This window comes from Citrobacter sp. L55 (genome assembly GCF_002850715.1).
Taxonomy (GTDB): Bacteria; Pseudomonadota; Gammaproteobacteria; order Enterobacterales; family Enterobacteriaceae; genus Citrobacter; species Citrobacter braakii.
Genome location: NZ_KZ559423.1, coordinates 25,950 through 40,764 on the forward strand (window position 1 = coordinate 25,950; position 14,815 = coordinate 40,764).

Genomic DNA, 14,815 nt, shown 5'->3' on the forward strand with positions numbered 1-14,815 from the left:
AGTAAAAATGAAAGTTCGTGCTTCCGTCAAGAAATTATGCCGTAACTGCAAAATCGTTAAGCGTGATGGTGTCATCCGTGTGATTTGCAGTGCCGAGCCGAAGCATAAACAGCGCCAAGGCTGATTTATTCGCATATTTTTCTTGCAAAGTTGGGTTGAGCTGGCTAGATTAGCCAGCCAATCTTTTGTATGTCTGTGCGTTTCCATTTGAGTATCCTGAAAACGGGCTTTTCAGCATGGTGCGTACATATTAAATAGTAGGAGTGCATAGTGGCCCGTATAGCAGGCATTAACATTCCTGATCAGAAACATGCTGTGATCGCATTAACTTCGATCTACGGCGTCGGCAAGACCCGTTCTAAAGCCATTCTGGCTGCCGCGGGTATCGCTGAAGATGTTAAGATCAGTGAGCTGTCTGAAGAACAAATCGACACGCTGCGTGACGAAGTTGCCAAATTTGTCGTTGAAGGTGATCTGCGCCGTGAAGTTAGCATGAGCATCAAGCGCCTTATGGACCTTGGTTGCTATCGCGGTTTGCGTCATCGTCGTGGTCTCCCGGTTCGCGGTCAGCGTACCAAGACCAACGCACGTACCCGTAAGGGTCCGCGCAAACCGATCAAGAAATAATCGGGGTGATTGAATAATGGCAAAGGCACCAATTCGTGCACGTAAACGTGTAAGAAAACAAGTCTCTGACGGCGTGGCTCATATCCATGCTTCTTTTAACAACACCATCGTTACCATTACTGATCGTCAGGGTAACGCACTGGGTTGGGCAACAGCCGGTGGTTCCGGTTTCCGTGGTTCTCGCAAATCCACTCCGTTTGCAGCTCAGGTTGCAGCAGAGCGTTGCGCTGAAGCCGTAAAAGAATACGGTATCAAGAATCTGGAAGTTATGGTCAAAGGACCGGGTCCAGGTCGCGAATCTACTGTTCGTGCTCTGAACGCCGCTGGTTTCCGCATCACTAATATTACTGATGTGACTCCGATCCCTCATAACGGTTGTCGTCCGCCGAAAAAACGTCGCGTATAACGCTGTCGTTTCTAGGATTGTTGGAGAAAGAAAATGGCAAGATATTTGGGTCCTAAGCTCAAGCTGAGCCGTCGTGAGGGCACTGACTTATTCCTTAAGTCTGGCGTTCGCGCGATCGATACCAAGTGTAAAATTGAACAAGCTCCTGGCCAGCACGGTGCGCGTAAACCGCGTCTGTCTGACTATGGTGTGCAGTTGCGTGAAAAGCAAAAAGTTCGCCGTATCTACGGTGTGCTGGAGCGTCAGTTCCGTAACTACTACAAAGAAGCAGCACGTCTGAAAGGCAACACCGGTGAAAACCTGTTGGGTCTGCTGGAAGGTCGTCTGGACAACGTTGTATACCGTATGGGCTTCGGTGCCACTCGTGCAGAAGCACGTCAGCTGGTCAGCCATAAAGCAATTATGGTAAACGGTCGTGTTGTTAACATCGCTTCTTATCAGGTTAGTCCGAATGACGTTGTTAGCATTCGTGAGAAAGCGAAGAAGCAGTCTCGCGTGAAAGCCGCTCTGGAGCTGGCTGAGCAGCGTGAAAAGCCAACCTGGCTGGAAGTTGATGCTGGCAAGATGGAAGGTACGTTCAAGCGTAAGCCGGAGCGTTCTGATCTGTCTGCGGACATTAACGAACACCTGATCGTCGAGCTTTACTCCAAGTAAAGCTTAGTACCAAAGAGAGGACACAATGCAGGGTTCTGTGACAGAGTTTCTAAAACCGCGCCTGGTAGATATCGAGCAAGTGAGTTCGACGCACGCCAAGGTGACCCTTGAGCCTTTAGAGCGTGGCTTTGGCCATACTTTGGGTAACGCACTGCGCCGTATTCTGCTCTCATCGATGCCGGGTTGCGCGGTGACCGAGGTTGAGATTGATGGTGTACTACATGAGTACAGCACCAAAGAAGGCGTTCAGGAAGATATCCTGGAAATCCTGCTCAACCTGAAAGGGCTGGCGGTGAGAGTTCAGGGTAAAGATGACGTTATTCTTACCTTGAATAAATCTGGCATTGGCCCTGTGACTGCAGCCGACATTACCCATGATGGTGATGTCGAAATCGTCAAGCCACAGCACGTGATCTGCCACCTGACCGATGAGAATGCATCTATTAGCATGCGTATCAAAGTTCAGCGCGGTCGTGGTTATGTGCCGGCTTCTACCCGAATTCATTCGGAAGAAGATGAGCGCCCAATCGGCCGTCTGCTGGTCGACGCATGCTACAGCCCTGTAGAGCGTATTGCCTACAATGTTGAAGCAGCGCGTGTAGAACAGCGTACCGACCTGGACAAGCTGGTCATCGAAATGGAAACCAACGGCACAATCGATCCTGAAGAGGCGATTCGTCGTGCGGCAACCATTCTGGCTGAACAACTTGAAGCTTTCGTTGACTTACGTGATGTACGTCAGCCGGAAGTTAAAGAAGAGAAACCAGAATTCGATCCGATCCTGCTGCGCCCTGTTGACGATCTGGAATTGACTGTCCGCTCTGCTAACTGCCTCAAAGCAGAAGCTATCCACTATATCGGTGATCTGGTACAGCGTACTGAGGTTGAGCTTCTTAAGACGCCTAACCTTGGTAAAAAATCTCTTACTGAGATTAAAGACGTGCTGGCTTCCCGTGGACTGTCTCTGGGCATGCGCCTGGAAAACTGGCCACCGGCAAGCATCGCTGACGAGTAACCGGATCACAGGTTAAGGTTTTACTGAGAAGGATAAGGTCATGCGCCATCGTAAGAGTGGTCGTCAACTGAACCGCAACAGCAGCCATCGCCAGGCTATGTTCCGCAATATGGCAGGTTCACTGGTTCGTCATGAAATCATCAAGACGACTCTGCCGAAAGCGAAAGAGCTGCGTCGCGTAGTTGAGCCGCTGATTACTCTTGCCAAGACTGATAGCGTAGCTAATCGTCGTCTGGCATTCGCCCGTACTCGTGATAACGAGATCGTGGCAAAACTGTTTAACGAACTGGGCCCGCGTTTCGCGAGCCGCGCCGGTGGTTACACTCGCATTCTGAAGTGTGGCTTCCGTGCAGGCGACAACGCGCCGATGGCATACATCGAGCTGGTTGATCGTTCAGAGAAAACAGAAGCTGCTGCAGAGTAATCTGTAGTAACGTAAAAAAACCCGCCTCGGCGGGTTTTTTTATATCCGTCATATCCCCACTTACCTACAATATCTGTACTCTTTTTGTTCATCACTGGAGTGTTGTATGTGGTTACTGGACCAGTGGGCAGAGCGCCATATTATTGATGCACAGTCTAAAGGTGAGTTTGATGGTTTGCCTGGTACAGGAGAACCGTTGGTTCTTGATGATGATTCCCACATTCCACCTGAACTTCGAGCCGGATTCCGTTTATTAAAAAATGCTGGATGTCTTCCTGCTGAGCTAGAGCAGCGCAGAGAGGCAATACAGCTGCTTGAAATACTTGCAGGGATCCGCAAAGATGATCCCCATTATCAGGAAGTGAGTCGAAGACTGTCACTACTGGAACTGAAACTTCGGCAAGCTGGACTCAGCACCGAGTTTTTACACGGTGAATACGCAGATAAGCTGCTACAGAAGATCAACGACGAATAGCGGAGATAGCATGTACCGTATTGGTGAATTAGCGAAACTGGCTGACGTGACGCCTGATACTATCCGCTACTATGAAAAGCAGCAGATGATGGAACATGAAATACGTACAGAAGGCGGGTTTCGTCTCTATACGGAAAGCGATCTTCAGCGTCTAAAGTTTATTCGCTATGCCCGTCAGCTTGGTTTCACTCTGGAATCGATCCGCGAACTGCTTTCGATCCGCATCGATCCCGAACACCATACCTGCCAGGAATCAAAAGGGATCGTCCAGGAAAGATTGCAGGAAGTGGAAGCGAGAATAGCTGAGCTTCAGGCGATGCAACGGTCGCTGCAGCGATTGAATGACGCGTGTTGTGGTAAGGCACACAGCAGCGTGTACTGCTCTATCCTTGAAGCACTTGAGCAAGGCGCCAGTGGATCACCATCAGGCTGTTGATTTATTGAACGGTCAGGTCTACACTCGCGGCGTAAATTACGACAACCGGAGGTATTATGAGTCGTTATCAGCACACTAAAGGGCAGATAAAAGATAACGCCATTGAGGCGCTTCTACATGACCCACTGTTCAGGCAGCGCGTTGAGAAAAATAAGAAAGGGAAAGGAAGTTATCTACGTAAAGGTAAACATGGTAACCGGGGTAACTGGGAGGCCAGTGGCAAGAAAGTCATTCACTTTTTTACCACTGGCCTTCTTGTTTCAGTGAGTGCTTAAGAGCGGTTATTCTGTTCTTTCAGCAGGTCACGAATTTCACTCAGCAATACTTCTTCTTTCGATGGCGCCGGCGGTGCTGCTGGCTCTTCCGCTTTTTTACGGTTCAGTTTGTTGATCAGCTTGATTGCCATAAAGATAGCAAACGCAACAATAACGAAATCAAAGATATTCTGAATAAATACACCGTAATGCATAACGACTGCAGGGATATCTCCCTGTGCATCACGTAGTGTTAAAGCAAACTGTTTAAAATCAATTCCACCAATTAACAACCCCAGCGGCGGCATGATGATATCGGCAACCAGTGATGAAACAATCTTCCCAAATGCCGCACCAATAATGACACCCACTGCCAAATCGACAACATTCCCGCGCATCGCGAATTCGCGAAATTCTTTAATAATGCTCATCTTATTCTCCCTATGCAGCTGACGTTTATAAGTTTAACAAATGTTTAGGCAATTTCCATTTATGTATTAACTAAATAGAAATTTATTAAACCATGAAAAATAAAGGGAAATAACTTAGGCGCAGTTTCAGCGCCCAAATTATTACAGGAAGAACGGACTTGGCTGGAATAGTCGCTCGACGTCGGTAATAAACTTTTTATCTGTCAGGAACATAATTACGTGATCGCCCTGTTCAATACGCAGGTTATCATTGGCAATCATCACATCGTTACCACGCACAACGGCGCCAATAATGGTTCCTGGTGGAAGTTTAATTTCATCAATTGAGCGACCCACAACCCGTGACGTCGTTTCATCACCGTGTGCAACGGCTTCAATGGCTTCCGCGACGCCACGGCGCAGTGAAGATACACCAACAATATCCGCTTTACGCACATGACTGAGCAGCGCAGAGATGGTTGCCTGCTGCGGTGAAATCGCAATATCGATCACGCTGCCTTGTACCAGATCGACGTATGCTCTGCGTTGGATCAACACCATCACTTTCTTGGCGCCCATCCGTTTGGCAAGCATCGCCGACATGATATTCGCTTCATCATCGTTGGTTACCGCAATGAACAGATCAACCTGATCGATATGTTCTTCCGCCAGCAGCTCTTGATCCGAGGCATCACCAAAAAAGACGATCGTATTTTGCAGTTTCTCTGCAAGCTCGGATGCGCGCTGTTGATTACGTTCAATCAGTTTGACGCTGTAATCTTTTTCTAGTCGCCGTGCCAGCCCGGCGCCAATATTACCACCGCCCACTAACATAATGCGTTTGTAAGGCTTTTCCAGACGCTGTAATTCGCTCATTACGGCGCGAATATGCTGCGAGGCCGCGATGAAGAAAACTTCATCACCCGCTTCAACAATGGTAGAACCTTGCGGACGGATCGGTCGGTCATGACGGAAAATTGCCGCAACGCGGGTATCGATGTGCGGCATATGCTCACGCATTGTCGACAGCGCATTACCAATCAGCGGCCCACCGTAATAGGCTTTCACCACGGCCAGGCTGACTTTTCCTTCGGCAAAATTCACTACCTGCAATGCGCCCGGATATTCAATCAGGCGATAAATGCTATCGATAACCAGTTGCTCAGGCGCAATCAGGTGATCGATAGGCACCGCATCAGATTGAAATAGCTTGTCCGCATCACGAACGTAATCCGGTGAACGAATACGAGCGATACGATTAGGCGTGTTAAACAGTGAATAAGCTACCTGGCAGGCAACCATATTTGTTTCATCTGAGCTGGTTACGGCAACCAGCATATCGGCATCGTCAGCACCGGCTTCACGTAGAACGCGGGGATGCGAACCATGCCCTTGCACGACACGGAGATCAAACTTGTCCTGCAGGCTACGCAGGCGCTCACCATTGGTATCGACTACCGTGATATCGTTGTTCTCTCCGACCAGGTTTTCAGCCAGCGTACCGCCAACTTGCCCTGCGCCCAGAATGATAATTTTCATCAGTCGCGACCCGTTATCTCATCACTTTTTGATTAGCTTAGCGTAAAAGAAGCCATCACCATCTTCCGCACTCGGTAAATTCTGACGTCCAGGTTTTTCCGGCGTACCAGTGACGCTTAATACCGCATCTGGCGTGCGTGCAAGGAAGGCGGCAATTTGCTGTTGGTTTTCTTCTGGCAGGATAGAGCAGGTTGCATAAACCAGCGTGCCGCCAGGTTTAAGATGTGGCCAGGTTGCATTCAGGATTTCAGCCTGCAACTGGGCAAGTTCAGCAATATCCCGGTCGCGACGCAGCCATTTGATATCCGGATGGCGACGGATCACTCCGGTGGCAGAACACGGAGCGTCCAGCAAAATACGGTCAAACTGTTGTTCACCGCACCACTGCTGTGGATAGCGGCCATCACCCTGTTTTACGGTTGCCTTCATACCCAGACGTTTTAGATTGTCGAAAACGCGCGATAAGCGTTTTTCATCAACATCGACAGCCATTACGTTAGCGTGCGGAGCAACTTCCAGAATGTGAGTGGTTTTGCCCCCCGGCGCACAGCATAGGTCGAGGATCTGTTCCCGTCCTCCGGCAACAGATAATTTATGCATCCTTGAGCGGAAGCATCCTGGACGGTTACCCAGCCTTCATCAAAACCTGGGAGGGCGTGCACAGGAGCTGGCGTTTCCAGACGCACTGCATCCGGGTAATCTGGATGCGGGAAACCGGTTAATCCCGATTCGGTCAGCAGGTCCAGCCAGGCATCGCGCGTATGATGGTTACGATTGACACGTAACCACATCGGCGGTCGCTGGTTATTGGCTTCAAGAATGGCTTCCCACTGCTGCGGATAAGCGGTCTTAATACGTTTAACCAGCCAGGAGGGGTGTAAGAAACGTAAATCGCTTTGAGAGAATTCAGCCAGTAGCTCTTCTTGACGGCGCTGAAACTGGCGCAGCACGCCGTTGATCAGCCCTTTAAGCTGCGGACGCTTAATAACGACCGCGCCTTCTACGGTCTCTGCCAAAGCAGCATGTGGTGGAATACGAGTATGCAGCAGTTGGTAGAAGCCCACCATGATCAGATAGTGAACAGTGCGCTGTTTGCCCGTCATTGGACGTTCCATCAACTGCTGGATCATCCACTCCAGTTGGGAGAGTGTACGCAACACGCCGAAGCAAAGCTCCTGCAACAGTGCTTTGTCTTTATCGGCAACTTTTTGCTGCATGGCGGGCAGCACGTTGCTTAATGATTGTCCCTTTTCGACAACCTGTTCGACGGCCTGGGCCGCCATACTGCGTAAATTAAGATGTTTTTTCATAAGCGCAAAAATAAAAATGCCCGGAGATACCGGGCTTAAAGAGATGAACCGTCATACCAGACGGTTACCGGGTACAAACCATTCCCGGCGCGAATTAAGCAGATCCTGCGCGCTCATGGCTTTTTTACCGGCGGGTTGCAAAGAGACGAGATTCAGGATGCCGTCGCCCGTTGCGACCTGGATACCCTGTTTTGTCGCCTCAAGAATAGTGCCTGGTGCGGCCTGTGTGTTCGCTGTAATAACCGTAGCTTGCCAGACTTTCACTGGCTGGCCGTCGATTTCAAGCCAGCTCATTGGCCACGGGTTAAAGGCGCGGATGCAGCGTTCCAACTGAGCGGCTGAAAGCGACCAGTCGATACGGGCCTCTTCTTTGCTGAGTTTTTCTGCATGCGTAACCAGTGATTCATCTTGTACAACGGGTTTTATGGTGCCAGCCGCCAGCTGTTTTAGCGTTTCAATCAGCCCCTGAGGCCCTAAATCTGCCAGCTTATCGTATAACGAACCGCTGGTATCTTCTGCAGTTATCGGGCAGGACAGCTTAAGCAGCATATCACCGGTGTCGAGGCCAACATCCATCTGCATGATGGTCACACCAGTTTCGGCGTCGCCTGCCCACAGTGAGCGCTGGATTGGGGCTGCGCCACGCCAGCGTGGAAGCAGGGAACCGTGAACGTTGATACAACCCAGACGCGGCATTTCCAGTACGGCTTTTGGCAGTATCAGGCCATATGCTACCACTACCATCACGTCTGCGCGTAAATCAGCAACCAGCTGCTGGTTTTCCTGAGGACGAAGAGAGACGGGTTGGAAAACCGGTATCCCTTTTTCTTCCGCCAGCACTTTTACCGGGCTGGGCATCAGCTTTTTACCGCGTCCCGCCGGACGGTCCGGTTGGGTAAACACGCCAACGACGTTATGTCCAGAAGACAACAGCGCGTCGAGATGACGCGCTGCAAAGTCAGGTGTACCCGCAAAAATAATACGTAGTGAGTCTGACACGTTGATTCTTGTCCTTAAGCTCGGGCGTTCAGGCGGTCGAGTTTTTCAACTTTCTGACGAATGCGTTGTTGCTTCAACGGAGACAGATAATCGATAAACAGTTTACCGACCAGGTGATCCATTTCATGTTGAATGCAGATAGCCAGCAGGCCATCGGCTTCCAGTTCAAAAGATTTGCCGTTGCGATCGAGCGCACGAATTTTTACTTTCTCTGCGCGCGGTACTAACGCACGCTGTTCGGGAATAGACAGGCAGCCTTCTTCAATACCTGTTTCGCCGTCTTTTTCCAGCAGCTCTGGGTTAATGAGTACCAACTGCTCGTCGCGATTTTCAGAGACATCAATAACAATGATGCGCTGATGAATATCGACCTGAGTTGCTGCCAGACCGATACCTTCTTCGGCGTACATCGTCTCGAACATATCATCAACGATACGCTGAATTTCTGCATTCACTTCTTCGACCGGTTTTGCGACTTTGCGAAGGCGCTCGTCCGGAATATGTAACACTTGCAAAACTGACATAGTTATCCAGAGTTGTGTTCAGGAGTTGAAAAGATTATTACCTCTATTCTAGACAAAACCCCCTCTGATTGACAGCATCAGTGACCAATCGCAAAGATTGCCAGGACTGCTTGTGGCAGGGGAACAGGGATGACCAAAATCGAAATTTGGCTACGTTTAGCACAAGTGAATGAACTGTATGGTGATGAGATGGTGCGCGTTGCCCACTGGCTAAATACTCAGCCATGTATTAACAACGTGGTACTTCATCATGCTGGGCTCTCCCCCCGCCAGGCCCGGCGCTTTTTAACCTTTCCAGATCAGACGCTGGAAAAAACGCTGCGCTGGCTTGAACAGCCCAACCATCATTTTGTGGTTGCCGACAGCGAGCATTATCCGGCACAGCTCCGTGCAATTGAGGATTATCCTGGGGTGCTTTTTGTGGCAGGAAATCCCATATGCCTTAGCTCGTTTCAGGTTGCCGTCGTCGGTAGCCGACAGCACTCCTGGTATGGCGAACGCTGGGGGCGGTTGTTTTGTGAAAAGCTTGCAGCATGCGGCGTGACGATCACCAGCGGCCTGGCCCGGGGGATTGATGGTGTGGCGCACAATGCTGCGATAAACCGAGAGGGCACGAGTATTGCGGTGCTGGGAAATGGGCTTGAGACCATTCATCCACGACAGCATGTCCGTCTGGCTAAACGACTGATTGAGGCTGGAGGCGCACTGGTGTCTGAGTTCCCATTAGATACGCTTCCTTTGCCGCGCAATTTTCCCCGACGAAATCGCATTATTAGTGGTCTAAGTAAAGGAGTCCTGGTTGTAGAAGCTGCTCAGCGTAGCGGGTCACTGGTCACTGCGCGTTGCGCACTGGAACAAGGGCGGGAGGTTTTTGCGTTGCCTGGACCGATTGGAAGTCCGGGAAGTGAAGGTCCACATTGGCTTATTCAGCAGGGAGCCACGCTTGTGACGGCCCCAGAAGAAATTCTGGAAAATTTGCAATATGGGCTGCAATGGTTGCCAGATGAACCTGAAAAATCAATTTATTCGCCAGATCACGAAGAGGTGGCATTGCCATTTCCGGAGCTCCTGGCTAACGTAGGAGATGAGGTAACACCTGTTGACGTCGTCGCTGAACGTGCCGGCCAACCTGTGCCAGAGGTAGTGGCTCAACTGCTCGAACTGGAGTTAGCAGGATGGATCGCAGCTGTACCCGGCGGCTATGTCCGATTGAGGAGGGCATGCCATGTTCGACGTACTAATGTATTTGTTTGAGACATATATCCATAACGAAGCTGAGCTGCGTGTGGATCAGGACAAACTGGAACGGGATCTTACCGACGCTGGTTTTGATCGTGAAGACATCTACAACGCGTTACTTTGGCTGGAAAAGCTTGCTGATTATCAGGATGGTCTTGCCGAACCTATGCAGCTGGCATCTGATCCTCTTTCTATACGTATTTATACCGCAGAAGAGTGTGATCGACTGGATGCAAGCTGTAGAGGGTTCCTGCTATTCCTGGAACAGATTCAGGTGCTAAACCTCGAAACACGAGAAATGGTCATTGAGCGCGTACTCGCGCTGGATACGGCAGAGTTCGATCTGGAAGACCTGAAGTGGGTGATCCTGATGGTGCTTTTCAATATTCCAGGTTGTGAAAATGCCTATCAGCAAATGGAAGAATTACTCTTTGAAGTGAATGAAGGTATGCTGCATTAATCAATCTTCATTCAGTATGAGTTGTTATGGCTAAATCAGCACTGTTTACGGTGCGTAAAAACGAGCCCTGCCCACAATGCGGGGCTGAACTGGTTATTCGTTCCGGGAAACACGGTCCGTTTCTCGGTTGTTCACACTATCCAGAATGCGATTACATCCGTCCGCTGAAATCTTCCGCGGACGGACATATTGTCAAAGTTCTGGAGGGTAAGCTATGTCCTGCATGTGGCGCCGAGCTGGTGCTGAGACAGGGAAGATTCGGGATGTTTATTGGATGCAGCGATTATCCAACGTGTGAACACACCGAACTTATCGACAAGCCAGATGAAACAGCAATAGTCTGTCCTCAATGCCAGACTGGCCACCTGGTCCAGCGGCGTTCCCGTTATGGCAAAACGTTTTACTCCTGCGATCGCTATCCGGAGTGCCAGTTTGTCATTAACTTCAAACCGTTAGCCGGAGAGTGTCCTGAGTGCCATTATCCGCTACTCATCGAAAAGAAAACCGTGCAGGGTGTGAAGCATTTCTGTGCCAGTAAACAATGTGGAAAGCCGTTCTCGGCGGAATAAAAAAGTGAATAATAACCTGCCCACAGGCCCTATCGCTGCTGCGATAGCGGTTCTGAAACAAGAAAAAGTCATCGCCTATCCAACAGAAGCTGTATTTGGTGTCGGCTGCGATCCCGACAGCGAAACGGCTGTTACCCGTCTGTTGGCGCTAAAACAACGCCCAGTCGATAAAGGCTTAATTTTGATTGCGGCAAATTTTGACCAGCTCAAACCCTATATTGACGATAGCACGCTTACAGATGCTCAACGTGAGGCTGTGTTCGCTCGCTGGCCTGGTCCTGTCACCTTCGTTTTCCCTGCGCCTGCGACTACGCCTCGTTGGCTGACCGGTCGTTTTGACTCGCTGGCCGTGCGAGTCACCGATCATCCGCTGGTGGTTGCATTGTGCCAGGCTTATGGCAAACCGTTAGTCTCCACCAGTGCTAATTTGAGTGGCTTACCGCCTTGCAGAACGGTAGAGGAAGTCCGCGCGCAGTTTGGTACAGACTTTCCCGTAGTTGAAGGGGAGACCGGAGGGCGTTTGAATCCTTCGGAGATCCGTGATGCTCTGACCGGTGAACAGTTTCGACAGGGGTAATATGAAAGAAGCCTATGCTGTTTTTGGTAATCCGATAGCGCACAGTAAATCGCCCTTTATTCATCAGCAATTTGCAGAGCAGTTGAAAATTGATCATTCCTATGGACGTGTACTGGCACCTATCAATGATTTTGTGAATACGCTGAATGCCTTTTTTGCTGAGGGTGGGAAGGGGGCAAATGTCACTGTGCCTTTTAAAGAAGAGGCGTTTGCGCGTGCCGATGAATTAACGGAGCGGGCATCGCTTGCTGGAGCGGTCAACACTCTTAAACGACTTGAGGATGGGCGTTTACTGGGAGATAACACGGATGGTATCGGCTTATTAAGCGATCTTGAACGTTTATCTTTCATTCGCCCCGGATCACGAGTTCTGTTGATTGGTGCCGGTGGCGCATCCCGTGGGGTTTTATTACCTCTTCTTTCTCTGGATTGTGCGGTAACCATCGTTAACCGTACTGCTTCGCGCGCAGAAGAACTGGCACAAATCTTCTCCCATACCGGCAGTGTGCAGGCGGTGGGAATGGACGAGCTTGATAATTACAGTTTTGATTTAATTATTAATGCGACATCCAGCGGAATTAGCGGTGAGGTACCAGCCATTCCGACATCGCTTATTCACTCCTCTGTCTATTGCTATGACATGTTTTATCAGCAAGGGAATACACCGTTCCTTTCCTGGTGTGCTGAACATGGGGCGAAACAGTATGCCGATGGTCTGGGGATGCTGGTGGGACAAGCAGCGCACGCCGTTTTACTCTGGCATGGTGTATTGCCACAGATTGAGCCCGTCATCAAAAGCATGCAACAGGAAATGTCGGCATGAATCAGGCGATCCAGTTTCCCGATCGAGAAGAATGGCGGACGGATATTAGCGCCGTTGTTTTCCCGGCGTTGGTCCATGGTATGCAGTTAACATGCGCTATATCAGGGGAGACGTTGGCGTCCCGCTTTGGCGGCTGCACGCCTGAACAATGGCTGGAAACCTTTCAACAGCATCGCTGGGACCTGGAAGAAGAGGCCGAAGCATTGATCCAGGACCAGCAGGAAAACTCTCAGGGTTGGGTTTGGTTACTCTGATTTAAATACTCATCTTTCCATTTAACGTAGTTGTTAGCAGAGTATTTTAAGCCTACTTTCTCTTCGTCACTTAATGGCCGGATCTGTTTAACCGGACTACCCAGGTACAGATATCCACTCTCCAGGCGTTTGTTTTGCGGCACCAGGCTTCCTGCCCCAATCATAACGTCGTCTTCTACCACTACGCCGTCCAGTAAAATTGATCCCATACCGACCAATACGCGGTTGCCAATGATGCAGCCGTGTAGCATGACTTTATGACCGACCGTCACATCCTCACCCACGATCAATGGATTACCTTGCGGATTAGATGTGGATTTATGTGTGACATGGAGAACGCTGCCGTCCTGAATGTTTGTACGGGCGCCGATTTGTACATAGTTGACGTCGCCACGAATCGCAACCAACGGCCAAATCCCGACGTCATCAGCCAAACGAGTATCACCAATGACGACGCTACTGGTGTCGATCATCACGCGTTTTCCGATCTGTGGGAAAAGATCCTTATAAGGACGTAATACATCAGACATGTTTACCTCAATGAAAATAGAGCAGTAATGAAGACTTTGGTTGGATTATTGAGACTGTGCAAGTGATTTAGCTATCAAAAATCAGCCAAATTGCGCAGGAATATAGCGAAAGGGGTGAAAAACAAGCACTCAGCAAAAAAGATCCAAAAAATACTTGTGCTAAAAAATGGGATCCCTATAATGCGCCTCCATCGACACGGCGGATGTGAATCACTTCACGCAAACAGCCGGTTCGGTTGAAGAGAAAAACCTGAAAATGAGGGTTGACTCTGAAAGAGGAAAGCGTAATATACGCCACCTCGCGACAGAGCGCTAAAGCGCGTCGCAACTGCTCTTTAACAATTTATCAGACAATCTGTGTGGGCACTCGAAGATACGGATTCTTAACGTCGCAAGACGAAAAATGAATACCAAGTCTCTGAGTGAACACGTAATTCATTACGAAGTTTAATTCACGAGCATCAAACTTAAATTGAAGAGTTTGATCATGGCTCAGATTGAACGCTGGCGGCAGGCCTAACACATGCAAGTCGAACGGTAGCACAGAGGAGCTTGCTCCTTGGGTGACGAGTGGCGGACGGGTGAGTAATGTCTGGGAAACTGCCCGATGGAGGGGGATAACTACTGGAAACGGTAGCTAATACCGCATAACGTCGTAAGACCAAAGAGGGGGACCTTCGGGCCTCTTGCCATCGGATGTGCCCAGATGGGATTAGCTAGTAGGTGGGGTAACGGCTCACCTAGGCGACGATCCCTAGCTGGTCTGAGAGGATGACCAGCCACACTGGAACTGAGACACGGTCCAGACTCCTACGGGAGGCAGCAGTGGGGAATATTGCACAATGGGCGCAAGCCTGATGCAGCCATGCCGCGTGTATGAAGAAGGCCTNGGGGTAACGGCTCACCTAGGCGACGATCCCTAGCTGGTCTGAGAGGATGACCAGCCACACTGGAACTGAGACACGGTCCAGACTCCTACGGGAGGCAGCAGTGGGGAATATTGCACAATGGGCGCAAGCCTGATGCAGCCATGCCGCGTGTATGAAGAAGGCCTTCGGGTTGTAAAGTACTTTCAGCGAGGAGGAAGGCATTGTGGTTAATAACCGCAGTGATTGACGTTACTCGCAGAAGAAGCACCGGCTAACTCCGTGCCAGCAGCCGCGGTAATACGGAGGGTGCAAGCGTTAATCGGAATTACTGGGCGTAAAGCGCACGCAGGCGGTCTGTCAAGTCGGATGTGAAATCCCCGGGCTCAACCTGGGAACTGCATCCGAAACTGGCAGGCTAGAG

20 protein-coding genes, 1 rRNA gene and 1 pseudogene are annotated in these 14,815 nt (G+C 50.1%); 16 read left to right on the forward strand and 6 right to left on the reverse strand.

Features of this window, described 5'->3' with window-relative positions; genetic code table 11:
• Positions 1-7 precede the first annotated feature (7 nt).
• The 9 genes from rpmJ to arfA all read left to right on the forward strand — a co-directional run bounded on the left by rpmJ (position 8) and on the right by arfA (position 4,312).
• A complete protein-coding gene (rpmJ, locus tag B9P82_RS25980) occupies positions 8-124 on the forward strand; it encodes a 50S ribosomal protein L36 (protein ID WP_000868187.1) in 117 nt (38 codons plus the stop codon).
• A gap of 146 nt (positions 125-270) precedes the next feature.
• On the forward strand, positions 271-627 hold the full coding sequence (gene rpsM, locus B9P82_RS25985) for a 30S ribosomal protein S13 (protein WP_003031135.1): 357 nt from the start codon (positions 271-273) through the stop codon (positions 625-627).
• A 16-nt stretch (positions 628-643) separates the two neighbouring features.
• Positions 644-1,033, forward strand: coding sequence for a 30S ribosomal protein S11 (rpsK, locus tag B9P82_RS25990; protein ID WP_003031137.1), 390 nt, complete (start codon positions 644-646; stop codon positions 1,031-1,033).
• A 33-nt stretch (positions 1,034-1,066) separates the two neighbouring features.
• On the forward strand, positions 1,067-1,687 hold the full coding sequence (rpsD, locus tag B9P82_RS25995; RefSeq protein ID WP_003031138.1) for a 30S ribosomal protein S4: 621 nt from the start codon (positions 1,067-1,069) through the stop codon (positions 1,685-1,687).
• A 25-nt stretch (positions 1,688-1,712) separates the two neighbouring features.
• Entirely contained in the window at positions 1,713-2,702 is a 990-nt protein-coding gene (rpoA, locus tag B9P82_RS26000) for a DNA-directed RNA polymerase subunit alpha (protein ID WP_003031139.1), read from the forward strand.
• A gap of 40 nt (positions 2,703-2,742) precedes the next feature.
• Positions 2,743-3,126, forward strand: a complete 384-nt coding sequence (gene rplQ / locus B9P82_RS26005; RefSeq protein WP_001216370.1) for a 50S ribosomal protein L17 — start codon at positions 2,743-2,745, stop codon at positions 3,124-3,126.
• A gap of 106 nt (positions 3,127-3,232) precedes the next feature.
• Entirely contained in the window at positions 3,233-3,601 is a 369-nt protein-coding gene (locus B9P82_RS26010) for a DnaJ family domain-containing protein (protein ID WP_047358917.1), read from the forward strand.
• Between the two features lie 10 nt (positions 3,602-3,611).
• Positions 3,612-4,037 carry a Zn(2+)-responsive transcriptional regulator gene (gene zntR / locus B9P82_RS26015; protein ID WP_016154744.1) on the forward strand — a complete coding sequence of 142 codons (426 nt, stop codon included), beginning with the start codon at positions 3,612-3,614 and terminating at the stop codon, positions 4,035-4,037.
• A 56-nt stretch (positions 4,038-4,093) separates the two neighbouring features.
• The gene (gene arfA / locus B9P82_RS26020; RefSeq protein ID WP_016157605.1) at positions 4,094-4,312 is read left to right on the forward strand and encodes an alternative ribosome-rescue factor ArfA; all 219 of its coding nucleotides are present in this window, start codon (positions 4,094-4,096) and stop codon (positions 4,310-4,312) included.
• Here arfA and mscL read toward each other — a convergent pair.
• The 5 genes and pseudogenes from mscL to def form a co-directional block, all read right to left on the reverse strand.
• Positions 4,309-4,722 carry a large-conductance mechanosensitive channel protein MscL gene (mscL, locus tag B9P82_RS26025; RefSeq protein ID WP_016154742.1) on the reverse strand — a complete coding sequence of 138 codons (414 nt, stop codon included), beginning with the start codon at positions 4,720-4,722 and terminating at the stop codon, positions 4,309-4,311. The genes arfA and mscL overlap by 4 nt on opposite strands.
• A gap of 141 nt (positions 4,723-4,863) precedes the next feature.
• Positions 4,864-6,240 carry a Trk system potassium transporter TrkA gene (gene trkA / locus B9P82_RS26030; RefSeq protein ID WP_003031153.1) on the reverse strand — a complete coding sequence of 459 codons (1,377 nt, stop codon included), beginning with the start codon at positions 6,238-6,240 and terminating at the stop codon, positions 4,864-4,866.
• A gap of 21 nt (positions 6,241-6,261) precedes the next feature.
• Positions 6,262-7,550 (reverse strand): annotated as a pseudogene (rsmB, locus tag B9P82_RS26035) (16S rRNA (cytosine(967)-C(5))-methyltransferase RsmB).
• Between the two features lie 51 nt (positions 7,551-7,601).
• Positions 7,602-8,549: a methionyl-tRNA formyltransferase gene (gene fmt / locus B9P82_RS26040; protein WP_047501513.1), complete on the reverse strand. Its 948-nt coding sequence runs from the start codon at positions 8,547-8,549 to the stop codon at positions 7,602-7,604.
• 14 nt (positions 8,550-8,563) lie between these two features.
• Positions 8,564-9,073, reverse strand: a complete 510-nt coding sequence (def, locus tag B9P82_RS26045; RefSeq protein ID WP_003031159.1) for a peptide deformylase — start codon at positions 9,071-9,073, stop codon at positions 8,564-8,566.
• A 129-nt stretch (positions 9,074-9,202) separates the two neighbouring features.
• Here def and dprA point away from each other — a divergent pair, with 129 nt between their 5' ends.
• From dprA to B9P82_RS26075, 6 genes are read left to right on the forward strand one after another with little or no spacing between them, the layout of a single operon-like run.
• On the forward strand, positions 9,203-10,327 hold the full coding sequence (gene dprA / locus B9P82_RS26050) for a DNA-protecting protein DprA (protein WP_019078182.1): 1,125 nt from the start codon (positions 9,203-9,205) through the stop codon (positions 10,325-10,327).
• Complete coding sequence (smg, locus tag B9P82_RS26055; RefSeq protein ID WP_003031162.1) at positions 10,299-10,772, forward strand: DUF494 family protein Smg; 474 nt, start codon at positions 10,299-10,301, stop codon at positions 10,770-10,772. Before dprA ends, smg begins: the two co-directional genes overlap by 29 nt.
• A gap of 26 nt (positions 10,773-10,798) precedes the next feature.
• On the forward strand, positions 10,799-11,341 hold the full coding sequence (locus B9P82_RS26060; protein ID WP_101701258.1) for a DNA topoisomerase family protein: 543 nt from the start codon (positions 10,799-10,801) through the stop codon (positions 11,339-11,341).
• Positions 11,342-11,345: 4 nt separating this feature from the next.
• Positions 11,346-11,918, forward strand: coding sequence for an L-threonylcarbamoyladenylate synthase type 1 TsaC (gene tsaC / locus B9P82_RS26065; protein ID WP_016154736.1), 573 nt, complete (start codon positions 11,346-11,348; stop codon positions 11,916-11,918).
• A 1-nt stretch (position 11,919) separates the two neighbouring features.
• Entirely contained in the window at positions 11,920-12,741 is an 822-nt protein-coding gene (aroE, locus tag B9P82_RS26070; RefSeq protein WP_016154735.1) for a shikimate dehydrogenase, read from the forward strand.
• Complete coding sequence (locus tag B9P82_RS26075) at positions 12,738-12,995, forward strand: DUF1488 family protein (RefSeq protein ID WP_101701259.1); 258 nt, start codon at positions 12,738-12,740, stop codon at positions 12,993-12,995. Before aroE ends, B9P82_RS26075 begins: the two co-directional genes overlap by 4 nt.
• Here the strand turns inward: B9P82_RS26075 and B9P82_RS26080 are convergent.
• Positions 12,971-13,525, reverse strand: coding sequence for a gamma carbonic anhydrase family protein (locus B9P82_RS26080; RefSeq protein WP_101701260.1), 555 nt, complete (start codon positions 13,523-13,525; stop codon positions 12,971-12,973). The genes B9P82_RS26075 and B9P82_RS26080 overlap by 25 nt on opposite strands.
• Before the next feature lie 469 nt (positions 13,526-13,994).
• Between B9P82_RS26080 and B9P82_RS26090 the strand changes: the two genes are divergently transcribed.
• Positions 13,995-14,815: ribosomal RNA gene (locus B9P82_RS26090) — 16S ribosomal RNA — on the forward strand; the annotation flags it as partial.

Excerpts from the sequence above, each read along its gene's own strand:
- B9P82_RS26075 (WP_101701259.1), top strand. The coding sequence starts at position 12,738 with ATGAATCAGGCGATCCAGTTTCCCGATCGAGAAGAATGGCGGACGGAT.
- smg (WP_003031162.1), top strand. The coding sequence starts at position 10,299 with ATGTTCGACGTACTAATGTATTTGTTTGAGACATATATCCATAACGAA.
- rpsD (WP_003031138.1), top strand. The coding sequence starts at position 1,067 with ATGGCAAGATATTTGGGTCCTAAGCTCAAGCTGAGCCGTCGTGAGGGC.
- zntR (WP_016154744.1), top strand. The coding sequence starts at position 3,612 with ATGTACCGTATTGGTGAATTAGCGAAACTGGCTGACGTGACGCCTGAT.
- rpoA (WP_003031139.1), top strand. The coding sequence starts at position 1,713 with ATGCAGGGTTCTGTGACAGAGTTTCTAAAACCGCGCCTGGTAGATATC.
- trkA (WP_003031153.1), bottom strand. The coding sequence starts at position 6,240 with ATGAAAATTATCATTCTGGGCGCAGGGCAAGTTGGCGGTACGCTGGCT.
- B9P82_RS26010 (WP_047358917.1), top strand. The coding sequence starts at position 3,233 with ATGTGGTTACTGGACCAGTGGGCAGAGCGCCATATTATTGATGCACAG.
- rpsK (WP_003031137.1), top strand. The coding sequence starts at position 644 with ATGGCAAAGGCACCAATTCGTGCACGTAAACGTGTAAGAAAACAAGTC.
- B9P82_RS26060 (WP_101701258.1), top strand. The coding sequence starts at position 10,799 with ATGGCTAAATCAGCACTGTTTACGGTGCGTAAAAACGAGCCCTGCCCA.
- def (WP_003031159.1), bottom strand. The coding sequence starts at position 9,073 with ATGTCAGTTTTGCAAGTGTTACATATTCCGGACGAGCGCCTTCGCAAA.
- dprA (WP_019078182.1), top strand. The coding sequence starts at position 9,203 with ATGACCAAAATCGAAATTTGGCTACGTTTAGCACAAGTGAATGAACTG.
- aroE (WP_016154735.1), top strand. The coding sequence starts at position 11,920 with ATGAAAGAAGCCTATGCTGTTTTTGGTAATCCGATAGCGCACAGTAAA.
- B9P82_RS26080 (WP_101701260.1), bottom strand. The coding sequence starts at position 13,525 with ATGTCTGATGTATTACGTCCTTATAAGGATCTTTTCCCACAGATCGGA.
- rplQ (WP_001216370.1), top strand. The coding sequence starts at position 2,743 with ATGCGCCATCGTAAGAGTGGTCGTCAACTGAACCGCAACAGCAGCCAT.
- rpmJ (WP_000868187.1), top strand. The coding sequence starts at position 8 with ATGAAAGTTCGTGCTTCCGTCAAGAAATTATGCCGTAACTGCAAAATC.
- mscL (WP_016154742.1), bottom strand. The coding sequence starts at position 4,722 with ATGAGCATTATTAAAGAATTTCGCGAATTCGCGATGCGCGGGAATGTT.
- arfA (WP_016157605.1), top strand. The coding sequence starts at position 4,094 with ATGAGTCGTTATCAGCACACTAAAGGGCAGATAAAAGATAACGCCATT.